Source organism: Bacteriovorax sp. As-1, assembly GCF_058446905.1.
The window spans coordinates 2,213,917-2,228,744 of the sequence record NZ_CP184341.1 but is presented as its reverse complement, the minus strand read 5'-3'; the positions used below and the strand labels follow the sequence as shown (position 1 = coordinate 2,228,744).

Annotated in this window: 13 protein-coding genes; 8 read left to right on the top strand and 5 right to left on the bottom strand. The window is 42.0% G+C overall.

Translation table 11 applies throughout. The features are described 5' to 3' along the window. Nucleotides 1-45: 45 nt before the first annotated feature. From leuS to ACN20O_RS11160, 4 genes are all read left to right on the top strand, one after another. Nucleotides 46-2,478: a leucine--tRNA ligase gene (gene leuS / locus ACN20O_RS11175; RefSeq protein WP_491634017.1), complete on the top strand. Its 2,433-nt coding sequence runs from the start codon at nucleotides 46-48 to the stop codon at nucleotides 2,476-2,478. Between the two features lie 8 nt (nucleotides 2,479-2,486). Next, nucleotides 2,487-4,040 (top strand): methionine--tRNA ligase, encoded by a 1,554-nt coding sequence (gene metG / locus ACN20O_RS11170; protein WP_491634016.1) that lies wholly within the window; start codon nucleotides 2,487-2,489, stop codon nucleotides 4,038-4,040. A gap of 249 nt (nucleotides 4,041-4,289) precedes the next feature. Further along, on the top strand, nucleotides 4,290-4,544 hold the full coding sequence (locus ACN20O_RS11165; protein ID WP_491634015.1) for a hypothetical protein: 255 nt from the start codon (nucleotides 4,290-4,292) through the stop codon (nucleotides 4,542-4,544). Between the two features lie 60 nt (nucleotides 4,545-4,604). Then, entirely contained in the window at nucleotides 4,605-5,015 is a 411-nt protein-coding gene (locus ACN20O_RS11160) for a GatB/YqeY domain-containing protein (protein WP_491634014.1), read from the top strand. A 188-nt stretch (nucleotides 5,016-5,203) separates the two neighbouring features. On the opposite strand, the gene ACN20O_RS11155 is transcribed toward ACN20O_RS11160, so the two are convergent. Continuing rightward, on the bottom strand, nucleotides 5,204-6,928 hold the full coding sequence (locus tag ACN20O_RS11155) for an exonuclease/endonuclease/phosphatase family protein (RefSeq protein ID WP_491634013.1): 1,725 nt from the start codon (nucleotides 6,926-6,928) through the stop codon (nucleotides 5,204-5,206). 222 nt (nucleotides 6,929-7,150) lie between these two features. Here ACN20O_RS11155 and ACN20O_RS11150 point away from each other — a divergent pair, with 222 nt between their 5' ends. Continuing rightward, on the top strand, nucleotides 7,151-8,086 hold the full coding sequence (locus ACN20O_RS11150; RefSeq protein WP_491634012.1) for a hypothetical protein: 936 nt from the start codon (nucleotides 7,151-7,153) through the stop codon (nucleotides 8,084-8,086). A 54-nt stretch (nucleotides 8,087-8,140) separates the two neighbouring features. Here ACN20O_RS11150 and ACN20O_RS11145 read toward each other — a convergent pair whose 3' ends face one another. Genes ACN20O_RS11145 through ACN20O_RS11130 form a run of 4 tightly spaced genes read right to left on the bottom strand, consistent with a single transcriptional unit; the run spans nucleotide 8,141 to nucleotide 11,234 of the window. Next, complete coding sequence (locus ACN20O_RS11145; RefSeq protein WP_491634011.1) at nucleotides 8,141-8,515, bottom strand: hypothetical protein; 375 nt, start codon at nucleotides 8,513-8,515, stop codon at nucleotides 8,141-8,143. Nucleotides 8,516-8,517: 2 nt separating this feature from the next. Continuing rightward, nucleotides 8,518-8,997, bottom strand: a complete 480-nt coding sequence (locus ACN20O_RS11140; protein WP_491634010.1) for a YceI family protein — start codon at nucleotides 8,995-8,997, stop codon at nucleotides 8,518-8,520. Nucleotides 8,998-9,006: 9 nt separating this feature from the next. Further along, nucleotides 9,007-10,062: a tetratricopeptide repeat protein gene (locus ACN20O_RS11135; protein ID WP_491634009.1), complete on the bottom strand. Its 1,056-nt coding sequence runs from the start codon at nucleotides 10,060-10,062 to the stop codon at nucleotides 9,007-9,009. Nucleotides 10,063-10,070: 8 nt separating this feature from the next. Continuing rightward, nucleotides 10,071-11,234 (bottom strand): hypothetical protein, encoded by a 1,164-nt coding sequence (locus ACN20O_RS11130; protein WP_491634008.1) that lies wholly within the window; start codon nucleotides 11,232-11,234, stop codon nucleotides 10,071-10,073. Nucleotides 11,235-11,455: 221 nt separating this feature from the next. On the opposite strand from ACN20O_RS11130, the gene ACN20O_RS11125 reads away from it, so the two are divergent. From ACN20O_RS11125 to ACN20O_RS11115, 3 genes are read left to right on the top strand one after another with little or no spacing between them, the layout of a single operon-like run. Further along, nucleotides 11,456-12,571 carry a hypothetical protein gene (locus ACN20O_RS11125; RefSeq protein ID WP_491634007.1) on the top strand — a complete coding sequence of 372 codons (1,116 nt, stop codon included), beginning with the start codon at nucleotides 11,456-11,458 and terminating at the stop codon, nucleotides 12,569-12,571. Between the two features lie 2 nt (nucleotides 12,572-12,573). Then, on the top strand, nucleotides 12,574-13,332 hold the full coding sequence (locus ACN20O_RS11120) for a hypothetical protein (protein WP_491634006.1): 759 nt from the start codon (nucleotides 12,574-12,576) through the stop codon (nucleotides 13,330-13,332). A gap of 11 nt (nucleotides 13,333-13,343) precedes the next feature. After that, complete coding sequence (locus tag ACN20O_RS11115) at nucleotides 13,344-14,819, top strand: hypothetical protein (RefSeq protein WP_491634005.1); 1,476 nt, start codon at nucleotides 13,344-13,346, stop codon at nucleotides 14,817-14,819. The last annotated feature ends 9 nt before the right edge of the window (nucleotides 14,820-14,828 follow it).

Below are 14,828 nucleotides of genomic sequence, written 5' to 3'. Positions count from 1 at the left end.
TTTGACTTCCAAAATAATCAGGTTCATTTACCAAGGATTTCATTCATGTCTGAAACTACCAATGCCCAACAAAACCAAAACGACTACGACTTCGCAACCATCGAAGCCAAGTGGCAAAAGTTTTGGGAAACCAACAAAACATTTAAAGCGGAAAACAATTCGAAGAAGCCAAAGTACTACGCTCTCGATATGTTCCCCTTCCCATCTGGAGATGGACTTCACGTAGGTCATCCTGAAGGATATACAGCGACGGACATCATGTCTCGTTATAAAAGAATGCTGGGCTATAACGTTCTTCACCCAATGGGATGGGACTCTTTCGGGTTACCGGCAGAGAACTATGCCATGAAGACCAACACTCACCCGGATATCACGACTAAAAAGAACATTGCGACTTTCACTCGTCAGCTTAAGGCCCTTGGGTTTTCTTACGACTGGGACAGAGAGATCGCGACGAGTAACGTTGATTACTACAAGTGGACTCAATGGATTTTCGTTCAGCTTTACAACAAAGGTTTAGCTTACGAATCTGAAATGAACGTAAACTGGTGCCCGGCGCTTGGAACAGTTCTAGCAAACGAAGAAGTTATCGATGGAAAGTCTGAAGTTGGAGGCCATCCGGTTATCCAAACGAAGATGAAACAATGGGTACTGAGAATCACTGAGTACGCTGAAAGACTGCTTAACGACATCGAAGATGTTGACTGGCCGGAATCAATTAAAGAAATGCAAAGAAACTGGATTGGAAAGTCTGAAGGGGCAACCATCAAGTTTAAAGTAGAATCAGGGGAAGAGATCGAAGTCTTCACCACAAGACCAGACACTCTTTTTGGTGCAACTTACATGGTCATCGCTCCTGAGCATGCGCTTGTTGCAAAAATCACGACGGCCTCTCAAAAGGCAGCAGTTGAGACTTACGTTGAAGCTTGTAAGCTTAAAAACGAATTAGAGAGAACTGAACTTAACAAAGATAAAACCGGAGTTCCAACTGGAGCATTCGCCATTAACCCGGCAACTGGAAAACAAATCCCGGTATGGATTGCGGACTACGTTCTTGCAACTTACGGAACAGGTGCGGTTATGGCCGTTCCTGCTCACGATGAAAGAGATCATGAGTTCGCGAAAAAGTTCAGCCTTCCGATGGTGAGAGTTATTGAAGGCGGCGATATTGACGAAGCGGCTTACACGGCAGACGGAAAGCACATGAACTCTGACTTCATCAATGGATTAAACATTGCTGAGTCTAAGAAAAAAGTGATCGAGTGGCTTGAGTCTAAAAAGCTTGGGACAGGAAAAATTAACTACAAACTTCGCGACTGGATTTTCTCTCGTCAAAGATACTGGGGTGAACCATTCCCTATCTTAAAGTTTGAAGATGGAACGATCAGATGCTTAGACGCTGATGAACTTCCACTTGCTCTTCCTGACCTAAAAGAATTTAAACCATCTGGTAACGGCGAGTCTCCACTTGCCAACGCTACAGACTGGCTTTGGATTACTGATCCAAAAACAGGTAAAAAAGCAAAACGTGAAACAAACACAATGCCTAACTGGGCAGGGTCTTGTTGGTACTACCTACGCTTCTGTGATCCACAGAACGAAAAAGAGCCATGGAATAAAGACGTAGAAAAATACTGGATGCCAGTTGACCTTTACATCGGTGGAGCTGAGCACGCGGTTCTGCACTTACTATACGCTCGCTTCTGGCACAAAGTGCTTTTTGATCTTGGGTTTGTTTCAACAAAAGAACCGTTCCAAAAGTTAGTGAACCAAGGCCTGATCCTTGGAACTGACGGCGAAAAAATGTCAAAGTCCCGCGGTAACGTTGTGAACCCGGACGCGGTTGTTAAAGAATCAGGAGCTGATTCTCTTCGCCTTTATGAAATGTTCATGGGGCCACTAGAAAAAGTTAAGCCATGGAATGAAAACGGAGTTAAAGGGGTATTTAACTTCCTTTCTCGCGCTTACAGATTCTTTGCTGATCCTGCACACATCACAACTGGTGCTGAAACTGATGAAACTCTAAAAGCTCTTCATAAAGCAATTAAAAAAGTGACTGAAGACTACGATCACCTTCGTTTCAACACAGCAATTTCTGCGCTGATGATTTTTGTTAACCACTGCTACAAAGCTGGGAAGGTAACAAATGAAACGGCTAAGACATTCACCCTTCTTCTTGCTCCAATGGCCCCTCACCTAGGTGAAGAGCTTTGGGAAATACTTGGTGGAAAGACGACGCTTACTTATGAATCATGGCCTAAGTTTGACGAAAACCTGGCAAAAGACGACACGATCACTGTGGCGGTTCAGGTTAATGGAAAACTTCGTGCAACTCTTGAAGTTGAGCCAGGGATCACTCAAGCAGATGCGATCGCGATGGCAAAAGCAGATGAGAACGTGTCGAAGCACCTTACTGGAGCAATCATTAAAGAAATTTACGTTCCAGGAAAAATTGTTAACTTTGTTGTAAAAGCATAAGGATTTATATGAGCGAAAAATTTTATATCACTACCGCGATTGATTACCCAAACGGTAGACCGCACATGGGCCATGCCCTCGAAAAAATCGTCAGCGACGCCTACTCTAGATGGCACGCGTTCTTAGGTTATGAAACATACTTCCTAACTGGAACAGACGAAAACGGACAAAAGCTTATTGAGTCGGCAAAAGCACAAGGCCTTGAGACGCAGAAGTTTGTCGATGACAACTCAGCAATCTTTAAAAAGCTTTGCGCTGACTTAAACGTTTCAAACAACGACTTCATCAGGACAACTGAAAAACGCCACCACGATGTGTGCGTTGATCTTTGGAAGAAACTTGAAGCTAAAGGCGACGTGTACTTTGGAGTTTACTCTGGGAACTATTGTCTTGCTTGTGAGTCTTTCTACACTGACACTCAGGCGCCGGACAATATCTGTCCAGCCCACAACACACCACTTACAAAAAAAGAAGAAGAAGGTTACTTCTTTAAAATGGGCGCTTACCAAGATTGGATCATCGCTTACATCAAGACGAATCCAAACTTCATCGTGCCAAGCTCTTCATACAATGAAATGCTTTCGCGTTTAGAAGGCGACAAACTAAGAGATCTTCCAATCTCTCGTCCAAACGAAGGATGGGGAATCCCGGTTCCAGGAAATCCTAAGTTTGTTATGTACACGTGGTTTGATGCTTTAATTAACTACTATGCTGCTGTTGCTGGAACTCCGAATGAAAAATTCTGGCCAGCTTCAATGCACGTTATTGGTAAGGACATTACTTGGTTCCATACCGTTATCTGGCCGATCATGCTACACGCTGCTGGTATCGCTCTTCCAAAACAAGTTTACGTTCACGGAATGATCCTTGCTGAAGACGGAAAAAAGATGTCGAAGTCACTTAACAACGTTATTGATCCAAACGATATGCTGGCAAAGTATCCGCTGGATAGTTTCCGTTATTACCTTCTTCGCGCGCTTCCTGCTCAAAGTGACGGGCGTTTTTCTGAGAAAGAATTAATTGAAAAGCACAATGCTGAACTTGGGAACTCTTTTGGGAACCTGATCATGCGTGTAATTAAGCTTTACTTAAAAGACAACGCTCCAACGGTTGATGGCGCAGGCATCACACAAGAAGTTAACTTCGATGAAAACTTCAAGAAGATGAAAGAGTACATGGAAAAACGTGAACACAACAAAGCGCTTGAAGCTCTTTGGGAAGGTGTCAACAATATGAACCAGTACGTAAACACGAAAGAGCCATGGAAACTTAAAGAAGATAAAGTGGCGCTTAAACAAGTTGTTTATAACTGCCTATACTCGATCCATGCGATCTCTACCCTTCTGTCTCCTTTCCTTCCAGACACTGCTAAGAAGGCGTTAGAGCCTCTTGGAGTGAAGTTAGGCAAGTATGAAGACGTGAAGTTTGGAACAACAACGTATGAGCTTTCTGAGCCAATGCCACTGTTCCCAAAAATTGATCTTCCGGTTGAACCAAAACCAGAGCCGAAGCCTAAGGCCCCAAAACAACCGAAAGCTCCAAAAGAACCAAAAGAATCTTAATTTTATTTAGCGCGGTACTGCCTCTTAAAGGCCAGTACCGCTCCTTCTCTATTGCCTCTAAAAAGACGCACTTTTTTGACCTAAAAAAACTAAAATTCGTTTGATGACAGAAGTAGATTTATTCTCCTTCATGATCTTTAACAGACTAAAAATACTGTCTTTTCATATAAAGAAATCAACCTTCTACGTCGATCATAGAAAAAGAGATTAGAATGTTGGGATAGCGAATATTAACGACAACGGTGGACTATGGACGAAGAACAATTGGCACTGGTAGAGGAAGGCCTCAACCTTCTTTTACAAAAGTACAAGAGAAATGAGCGCGATGGAGATTTGCGTAGAGCTCAGGCCGTTATGGATGCAAAAGTGGCCATCCGTAAAGTTATGTTATCAGTCGCTATTAAAGGCGACGTAAAAGACATCATTCCTGTTATTGAAGGCGGTAAAGGGGCCGGCTGGGAAGTGACTGACTTTGACAACAAAGTTGTTCGTTACCACGCATAGCTTTCTCTATTGTATTCCCTCTCTTCTTAATCAATAATAGCCTCCTATAGGGAGGCTATTATGTTGGAACAAATCACTGAAGATATCAAAAAAGCAATGTTCGCCAAAGATAAAGAGCGTCTGGATGCTCTACGCTACTTTAAGGCGATGCTGATTGAAAATAAAACGTCTAAAGCACCAATTGCTGAGATGGACGTCCTTATTAAACACGTCAAAAAACTTAAAGACTCTCTGGAGAATTTCCCACCAGAAAACGAAATCAGAAAGAAGACTGAAGTTGAAATCAGTGTCCTTGCTGAGTACATGCCAAAGCAATTAGATGAAGCAACAGTGAAGGGTTACATCAAAGATATTATCACTGCGAACCCAGGTGTGAATGCTGGTCTAGTTATGAAGGAATTGAGTCCTAAAATTAAAGGGCAATTTGATAGTAAACTTGCAAATGAGCTGGTTAAAGCGGCCTTAGGATAGAAATAAAAAAAGCAGCTCGCGGGCTGCTTTTTTTTAGTTTTAAATTAAAACTTGCAGTTAAGAACAACCGGGAAGTGATCAGATAAAACTTCTTGAATAGCCGATAAAAAAAATGCTCCAGTGGAGCATTTTTACTTTTTATGAAAATATAATGAGATTCATTTTGCTTTTAAGAGTTTTGTCGGCAATTAAAACTTGCAGTTAAGAACAACCGGGAAGTGATCAGATAAAACTTCTTGAATAAACCTAAAGTAATACGGTTTCGTCAACTGTCTTAAAAACACTCTTCTCTTCATCCCTTCAAGTCTCTCATCGATCTGGAAATCATCTGCTACAATTTCGTTTTTCTTAACGGTTTCAAGACCTGTTAAGTACTTTCCAAACTGAGCAACAAACTTATCCATTTTACTTTGCCCTGCCGGTGTCAGCGGGTATTCAAGCTTGATTGTGGCAGGATCATCCACTGGTGGGATATCGCCATCAAGGATCGGGTTTTCTTCTGTATTAAGAACGTCGATTTGATCCAGCCCTAGATAAGCTTCAACAACAGGAGACTCAAAACTCTTGTTTGAAAGCCCTACAACTTCTTTTCTAATCACATAACGAGACTCGATATCCTTGTAGATCTTTTCATTATAGTAGTTGTAAACCTTCCCTTCATCGCAGGCAGAGAAGGCCTTTTTATCTAAGATAAAATGGTCGTAGTCATTGGCCACACCATTAGTTTCTTCTTTTTTAGAATTGTAACGAGTTGGAGAAACGGTCGTCGCCTCACTGATAAGCAACTCTCCACCAGGGAAGGCCTTAAGAACTTCCGGCCAAAAAGCGTTATTTGAAACAAGGTTCATATCGGCCATCAGCATGATCTTTGTATCTTTATATTTTTTTCTATAACGATCCATAAACTCAAGTGTGTTTTTTACTTCAGCGTAACGGGCGAAGTTTGCAGAGTTGATTCCTGTTCCAAGCTCTTTGTGGCTTTCAACTCCAAACGTTTTTTTCATCAGGTCTTTTTCAGCGTCCTCATCACCCGAATAAGTAAACACCATGTGTGAAGCGACTAATGTAAAAGCAGTGTTTCCCGCTTTGAAGCTCGCCATAAAGGGACGTCTTGCAAAGTGCTGAACCAGGTCTCTTCCCATGAAGTCTTCTGTTAAAGTAATGAAACAAGCAACTGGCGAACCAGCTCCTTCCTGAGCATATTCCTGACAGTGAGGATTGATCACTGGAGTTGCCGAGTTTGCACGGTAATAGAACCCTACTAACTCCTCAACTGATCCAATCAGTGCCGAGTCTCCACGAGGAGAAAGAAGCAATGACCAGCTTGGGTCTAATTTTTTTAACTCTTGAAGAACTCTCAAATAACCTGGAGCTCTATAGAGATCGTAAGCTCTGTATGTATCACTTTTAAGTTTGGCGATTTTAGCGTCGAGCTCTTTAATCTTTGCCGCGTCTTTCAACTTACTTCTTTGGTCTTGGTACTTCTTTAAAATGTTTGGTGAATCTTGAAGAAAAGAAACGACAGCTTTGTTGCTTTGTTCATCGCGACCCACTGTCGCTAAAAGCTCTAGTCCTGAAACGATGTCATATTGATTCATGATTTTTGCCACTAGAGCATAATCTTTAAAAAGGGCCTTTGATGTCCCTGGGTGAAGAAGATTGTAGTTGGCAATTTTTAGAGAGCCGGTCGCTCTTTGTGCTTTTGATGATGGTCCGTATTGATTGTAGTTGGTGTAACACCCAACTTTGTACTCTTCATTCACGATCAGCATCTTGATCGTTTCACAACGCTCTTGATACTCAGCGATTTTTTGAGCGTCGTCTTCTAGCGACTTGGAGACCTTAGGCACAGCATCTTGGGCCTTCAGTGTGAAAGCGAAAAGGACTAGTATAGAAAGTAGTAATTCCTTCAAACAGGACTCCAACTATAAAGATCAACTAATACTGGCCATTAGATTACCAACTTAATCAACTGATCTTCAACTTTTGCCGTGGGAAGATTTCTTCCTAAGTAGCTGATACCCTGTTCTTAACAGAAAAAAAATGAAGGTGTGTAAAGACAACACGGCTAAAGTTTTTGACTCACAATGCCGATAGTTAGCTCAAGTTGCTAAGACTAAAGCGAGGAAATATCTATGTATAAGTATTTATTGATTTTATGTTTAACAATTAACGTTTCATACGCCTCGGCGGTGAAGTTAGTTGATTACATGGTAAGTGGATCTGGAATTGCCGAAATCCTGGCAAAGCATGGAATTAAAGGAAACGATGCTAAGCAAGTACAAAGTTATGTCGCTTCATCATTAGCAGCTCTAAGCTCGAAAGGGTCTACTCTTTCTAAGCAAGAACTTCTGGATGTTTTAAGCAAACTGCCAGTAACAGGACAAGACGCTAACGTAAGAAAGGGTCTGCAAATGTTACTAGACACTCCTGCTGATAAAATTCAGAAGAAAGATGTCGTAAACGCAATCAACAACATCATCTACCTGGCTAACCGTCACGGTAAATCAGTTATCATTACATGTGCTGAGTGTGTGAACGAAAACCTTGCTCGCGATGGTTTCAAGTTTACAGTTGAAGCTATTAAAAACGCTTCTGCTTCAAAACTTCTTAACGATGTTATTCCAAAGAACCCAGCTCAACTTAACACATTCATCTCTGGACGTATGAAGAGACTTGGAATGGGAGACTATTCAAAAGTCACTCCAGACCTGGTTGCTCCTGAAGATGAAAAATCACTTGCTCTATTTCTTGGTCTTGCAGAGTCTGGATCAGCTGAGCAAAAAGCACTTATCTCTTCAATCAAAAAACTTTCTACAAAGAATGGTAAAACAAACATCATCGACCCAAAGAACCCACACAAGTTCTGGAAGGTTCTAGCTGACGATATGTCTGCTCAAGACATGGCCGGATGGACGAGAACTCTTGATGAAGTAGCTACACGTGCTCAAAAAGATAATATCTCTGCTGAAGAAGCTTTCTATCGTACACTAAAAGATAAAGCTTCTGGAAACGAGTACCTTACTAAGCAGTATGAGACTCTTAAAGCGAAGAGATGTTTCTTCAGATAGAATTAAAGACATTCTAAAAATAAAAAAGGCCCTCGCAAGAGGGCCTTTTTATTTTTACATATTATCAATCCAGGTCTTGATAGCATCCAGCTCCTCTTGAGTCAGCTGGGCAATTGGGTCCGGAGGCATGTTTCCACCGTTATTTTTTAAGATGGTCCACATTTCAGATCCATCAGAATTCCCTGCCACTACAAGTCCTGCACTCACCCACGCTGCCGACGTTTTATAAGACGACCACTGGTGGCACTGAAAGCATTTCGTTTGCGCCACTCTATAAGCGGCCAGAAGTCTAGCTCCATCTGCTGTTGATGAATCAATTCCTTCAATTGGTGAATACTGTCCACCATCTCCAGAATTGCTGTTGTAATCCTGGCCGCAGCCAAAAAGGACAAGCATCGTAAATGTTAAAGTCAGGATCTTTTTCATCATAATTAAACGTCGATAACCGCTACAACTTCCACTTCATCCGTTACACCAACGCCCATGTATTCAGCTGGCTTTAGTTTTAGGTCAGAAGGCTTAACTTTAAAAGTCGCTTCAATCTTATTTGGGTTCACTTGTTTGTAAGTGAAATCTACTGGCTTCTTTACATCATTAACTGTCAGTGTACCAGTCCCCTTTCCATCAACTGCACTCACTTGAGTGAACGTGATCTTAGGTGATTTTTCAAAATTTAAATGCTTATGGAAATGCTCATCGCGAAGAGTGATTCCTGTTTTAAGTTCTTCAACTTTTACCCATAGATTTTCTGCTGTGAACTTGTTCCCGTCTTTTTTTACATCACCTTTTACTTTTGCTGACTTCGCTTCAAAACTTCCCGCTGGAGAAAGTGAAACTTTCACAGTCACTTCATGGGCCATGACTGAACCCATCATAAGAACACCTGAACAAAGAGCGATCATTTTTTTCATATAAGACTCCTAAAAATCGTAAACTGCGCCTATTGACCACAGACTTCCTGGGTTAGGAAACACTTTTCCTAAGCGGGTTCTGAGAGATACATTTTTAATTTTAATTTTTGACTGAAGAAAGTAACCGGCCTCCAGGGCCGTATCCCTTTCAAAGCGGTACGTAGCTTCATCTGGATTCGTCCAATCTCCCGTGCGGTACTTCACCGGAATTTGAAATCCTAATAAAACGTTGTCGGAAATTGTTTTAAAGTACATTCCCGGTCCAACAAAAAGACCTTTTACTGAAACAGATGATTGCTGGTAATTAATCGTTCTGTTTTCAGAACTTATTGTAGCTGATGCTACGGCAAAACAGCCTTCCAGATCGAATTCGTATTTAACGTTTTCCCACTTCTTCCCCCCACCGACACATGAGCCGATAGCTGTACTTAGAAGATTATTTTTCACGTTAGTACTTTTATTAACCAGGATCACTCTATCCTGCCAGCTTAAAATTTCCAGAGTCGCGTACCAGCCAGGTTTGTATTCCAGGTTTTCATCACGAGTGACTTTTTCCTGGAGAAGATCTTCAAGAAGTTTTAAATCGGATTCTTCAACTTTTACTTTGCGGGCAAGACCGATAAAGCCTTCTGCATTCTTTTTATACTTACCACGCTCGTTTTCCGGTGTGTAATCATTGGTGCTGCTAAAGAGTTGAGTGTTTAAGAAGGCCAATTTGTAATAATAAAGTGGAAGCTTGGTTCTTTCATAATACGAGCTCTCCATCGCTGAAGGTGGAGTTGCCAGGATTTTTTCGTGGGCCGTCTTATTAAAGTTGATGATGATCTTGCGGTAGACCTCAATTGCTTCTTTATACTTCTCTCTGCGCTCAAAACTAATGGCCAAGCGCTCAAGGGCCATCCAGCTTTTTACCAGACTGTCTTCCTGGTCATCGTATAAGTCTTCAACTTTTTCCGGCTGATTTTTGTCTAAGTAAAGCTGCATCAGCTTTACGTTTTCAACTGTATTATCAGCTCCCATGGCAAATGATGAGAGTCCGAAAGCTAAGAATGTTAGTTTTGTCATCTTCATCGTTATAACCATAAATGAATCTGGGCCATCAAATCCCATCTATCTTTTGTACTGATCTGCTGATTAAAGTTTCTAGTGTTATATAGATCAGCACGTAGTTCTACTTTAGACATCGGGAAGTATTGAATACTCGGCCCAAATCTTACGCGGTAACTTTTATCCGCATCGTTTTTGTAATACTCAACAGAGTTTAAAAGATAAACACCACGAGTGGCCTTGATGTGGTTTTGAAAGTTTGCGTAGTACTCAGTCTTATCACCACTTACTAGTTTTGGTTTCTTATCAACCTTACCGATTTCAAACATCAAGCTGCTTCCATTGCCGATTCCTGAACGGATGTGAGCAGCAAAGGCCGTAAGGTCCATGTAATCGTTTCCTTCACTCATTGCTGAAAGACCAATGCGGTTTTTTTCCAGCAAGGTGTACTCAAACGTTCCCGCAAATCCTTTCATGCGAAGATCAGCGTCTTGGGTGAGGTTTCCAACAAAGACGTTTACACCTGCTTCAAAGGCCGGATTGTTATAATGAAGAATCACACCGTGAGACTGATCGTCCATCGTCACCTGTGGAGTCGTGCGGGCATAAGAAGTGTGTTCTACAATTCTGATTCCGTAAGTCTTGTCCATTAATCCTGCATACACTCCCCAGCTCGGACTCGGGCGGTAACCCACATAGTGCTCGCGCGTGCGATATTCTTTTACACTGTCGGCGGCTTTGGTGTTTTGCAGTGACCTTGGGATGGGAGCATAACCAAAGCTGAAACTTCCCATGTATTTATCGTTTTCACCAAACTTAACCACCATATTCAGGTCTGCCTGCATATGGATATATTCTGTTTTCTCGCTCTCTTCACCAAAGTTTCTCTTTAGTAAAAGACCGCGGTAGCTGGCAAAAGGTCTAAAGTGTTTGTTCTCAGGCTGTTTAAAAAAGAAACCTGATTCCTGACCAATTAAGTCTTCTGGTTTGCTATCACTATAAAAGCCTCTGCTTCCAATGGCCGTGGCCGAAACAGCTCGACCGTAATCATTGATGGGTCCGTTTCCAAAAGGGTTATAATGACAAGTAATACATGAGTTGTATCCATGTCCGATAAAATTGGGATAAGCCTGTACTTTTGAGATCATCAGAGCACAAAGGCCAAAGAATAATGAAATTGTTTTCAGCATGATTTCTCTAAATAAAACTAAAAATATCACTTAATCCTAAACTATAATTTCAACAATAACATTAACAATTTAACCCCTTTTTCAGAGAGAAACACTCGGTCATCGGAACTATTTGCACGTCCGCAGTAATTGATCATCCTTATGTTACGATAATTTGAGTGAATTTATTTATAAGGGGGAGTTCCATTAAACTACATCAATTTTTTAAAAAAGAATTCATCGTGATTTCTTTTGTCTCCCTGTCACTAAATTCAGCTTTCGGTGAAGCTAGAGACCAGGCGTATCGTTTGCATAATCGTCTGGCGAGTGTCCCTCCCACGAAAGAGGTCTTAAACCAAATGGAGACATACATTAAGAACGGCAATGCTAAAGATGCTGCTCTTAAGGCGATGGACGATCAAAACTTCTATAACATCACTTTAAAAAACTGGGTAAAACGTTGGACGAACGTCGATAATTCTCCTCGCGTTCCTCTGAATGATTATGTAGCGACAGTTATCGGGATAGTTCGTGACAATATACCTTTTGATCAGGTTCTTTATGGGGACCACCTTTATATCGCAGCACCGACCACTCCGGTAACGATTCCTGCTTACAACAAAAAAGACAACAACCAGTACATTGAACTGGAAAATAAATTCGTCTCATTAAAAGACAATTTAATGAGAGTGAATCAATCTGAAGTAACCGGCGTTAAAGACACTGCGGGAGTTCTTACAACCAGAGCTGCGGCCAGTGCCTTCTTCTCTGCTGGAACCAACAGAAGAATGACTCGTTTTACTTTCATGAATTTCCTTTGCCGCGATTTCGAAGCGGTTCACGACATCAACATCACCGACTATCACGTAAGACGTGACGTTGAAAGAAACCCAGGTGGAGACAGCCGCACATACCGCAACCAATGTGTGGGATGTCATGCCGGACAAGATGGACTGGGTGGAGCTTGGGCCTACTTTGATTTTGTCGACAATGAAATCAAATACACTCCGGGAACAGTCGTTACAAAAATCAATAAAAACGTTCTTTATAAAGACGGGTACGTCACTACTAATGATGAATGGATCAACCTGTGGGCGGATGGCCAAAACGCCAGTTTAGGGTGGCCGGATAAAACATCAGGAAAAGGTGCCCGAGAATTAGGAATGATGATTTCAAGATCACGCGCTTTTGCTGAGTGTATGTCTACGCGAGTGTTTGAACTTGTTTGTGTGAGAAAGCCTAAAATCGACAGTGAGAAAAAAGAAATCAAACGTCTCGCTGATCTTTTCCAGGCAAACGACAATTTTAGTATGAAAAATCTTTTTGCAGAGACATCTATTCTTTGCATGGGCGAATAACAATGAATACAGAAAACAACGAAAAACAATCTACTATACCTAACGGCGTTCGCATTGCTATCGCCATCGGAACTCTGGCCTCAGTGCTTATCGCCTTTAACCAGTGTACTTTCGAACCTATGAAAGCAAACAAGAGAAGCACCGCTTCGAAGTCAACTGCTCCTTCTACGGCAACTGGTGATGCGGGAGATATCGACAGTGATGCAGAACTTCCTGATGGACTGGTCATGCCGCCAATGAACAACCCGACGACAGAAACAGAACTCGATCAAGTTGATGTTGGGGTTAAGAACTTTGAACAAGTTTTCCAATCAATGGTTGCAGTAACGGGTGTTCCCGCGACAAATACCAACGTTCAAAACCTCTATAAAGAAATTGTTGTTCAACTTCCGACCGATAACAACGTAAAGAGCTTTCTTCCAGCTAATCAGGTGGCCATTACGAAACTTGCTGCTGAATTCTGTGAGCAGCTGGTAGAAAATGGAACATTAAGAGCAGTCATCTGGCCCACCATTAACTTTAGCCAGACTCCAACTCAGGTTTTTTCTGCTGCCAATAAGCAGTTAATCATCAACCAGGCCATCGATCGTTTTCTTCCACCGCTTGATACACAAACAAAGACATCGACGGTGAGCGAACTGACAAAACTTTTTGATGAGCTTTTAACAGGTGAAAACCTGTCTTCAAGTGTAACGACAAGAAAACTAGTGAAGGCGATGTGCATTTCCACTCTGGCAAGTGCGCACTCAACCCTACTTTAAGGAACGATAAGATGACGAACAAAAATAAAGATCAAAATCAAGACGCTCCTTTAAAACATGAAAACCATACTCTTCAAAGCAGAAGAGATTTCCTTTCACAAGGTTTTCTAACCGGGATGAGTTTCACCATGCTCCCAGGTCTTCTTCCTCTTTTGAAGATGAATTCGGCCCACGCTCTTGAGTGTGGTTTTGGAAACCAAGAGGCCATCACCCGCATCCCAGTTATGATCTTCGATCTTTCTGGTGGGGCGAACTTAGTGGGATCAAATGTTATGGTTGGTAAGGCCGGAGGTCAGATGGATTTCATTACTAACTATGAATCTCTGGGTCTTCCAACAGCGATGCACCCGAAAAATGCCGGGCAAACCAACAATGAACTAGGACTTGTTTTCCATAACGATTCAGCGATTCTTCGCGGGATCAGAAACACGACAGCTGTTACAACCAGAGCAAAAGTTGAAGGCGGAGTTTTCTGTGCAGCTTCTAACGACGACACTCAAAACAATCCACACAACCCGATGTACTGGCTGACAAAGGCCGGAGTTGTCGGAGAGCTTGCTCCGATTGCCGGGACAATTAACAGCGAATCGGGTGGAAACTCGATGGCGCCACAAAGTTCACTCATCCCTACTCTTAAACCTGTTACCTTAAACTCGCCACAAGATGCACTGAGTTTAGTTAATATCGGCCGCCTGGGCTCACTTTATGGCAAAGAGAAGGCGCAAAAAGTTTTAAAGACTATTGAAAACCTGAGTGCGCAGAAATTAAAACAATTCAATGCCAAGGCCCTTCCTGATCAAATCAAAGACCTGGTGAACTGTGGATACATTCAATCTCAGGATTTATTAAACCGCTTCTCAGCGACTGCTGTTGATCCAACTCAGGATGCAATGGTAAGACAGGTCTTCCCTAATATCGCCAACAACAACGATCAAAGAAGAACAGCCACTATGGCAAAACTTATCCTCGATGGATATGTTGGAGTCGGAACTGTAGAAAAAGGTGGATACGACTACCACGATAACACTCGCTCAAGCGGTGAAACGCGCGACTCTGAAATTGGTGAAATGATCGGCCGGGTGATGGAGCTTGCTTCATTAAAACAAAAAGACATTCTTATCTACGTCTTTACTGACGGTGGTGTTTCTGCCAGTGGTGCGACAGACGACTCAACAGGTGGACGCGGAAAAATTCCTTGGACAGGAGACAGCTCTCAACGTTCATCAAGCTTTATGCTTCTCTACCGTCATGCTGGTAAGGCGACATTAAGAACAGCTGATAAGAGACAAATTGGAGCTTTTAAAGACAATGGTGCCGTTGATACTAATGCAACAATGGTAAGTAACAGCGTAACTAACCTTTCAAAAGCAGTCGTGGCCAACTACTTGTCACTTTCAGGACAAGAGTCAAAACTTGCTGATGTAGTTGGGGACAATCCGTTTGGATCAAGCATGAACAGTTATTTATTTTTTAACCCGATTAAATAAGGACTAAAC

Excerpts from the sequence above, each read along its gene's own strand:
- leuS (WP_491634017.1), top strand. The coding sequence starts at position 46 with ATGTCTGAAACTACCAATGCCCAACAAAACCAAAACGACTACGACTTC.
- metG (WP_491634016.1), top strand. The coding sequence starts at position 2,487 with ATGAGCGAAAAATTTTATATCACTACCGCGATTGATTACCCAAACGGT.
- ACN20O_RS11165 (WP_491634015.1), top strand. The coding sequence starts at position 4,290 with ATGGACGAAGAACAATTGGCACTGGTAGAGGAAGGCCTCAACCTTCTT.
- ACN20O_RS11160 (WP_491634014.1), top strand. The coding sequence starts at position 4,605 with ATGTTGGAACAAATCACTGAAGATATCAAAAAAGCAATGTTCGCCAAA.
- ACN20O_RS11150 (WP_491634012.1), top strand. The coding sequence starts at position 7,151 with ATGTATAAGTATTTATTGATTTTATGTTTAACAATTAACGTTTCATAC.
- ACN20O_RS11145 (WP_491634011.1), bottom strand. The coding sequence starts at position 8,515 with ATGATGAAAAAGATCCTGACTTTAACATTTACGATGCTTGTCCTTTTT.
- ACN20O_RS11140 (WP_491634010.1), bottom strand. The coding sequence starts at position 8,997 with ATGAAAAAAATGATCGCTCTTTGTTCAGGTGTTCTTATGATGGGTTCA.
- ACN20O_RS11135 (WP_491634009.1), bottom strand. The coding sequence starts at position 10,062 with ATGACAAAACTAACATTCTTAGCTTTCGGACTCTCATCATTTGCCATG.
- ACN20O_RS11130 (WP_491634008.1), bottom strand. The coding sequence starts at position 11,234 with ATGCTGAAAACAATTTCATTATTCTTTGGCCTTTGTGCTCTGATGATC.
- ACN20O_RS11120 (WP_491634006.1), top strand. The coding sequence starts at position 12,574 with ATGAATACAGAAAACAACGAAAAACAATCTACTATACCTAACGGCGTT.
- ACN20O_RS11115 (WP_491634005.1), top strand. The coding sequence starts at position 13,344 with ATGACGAACAAAAATAAAGATCAAAATCAAGACGCTCCTTTAAAACAT.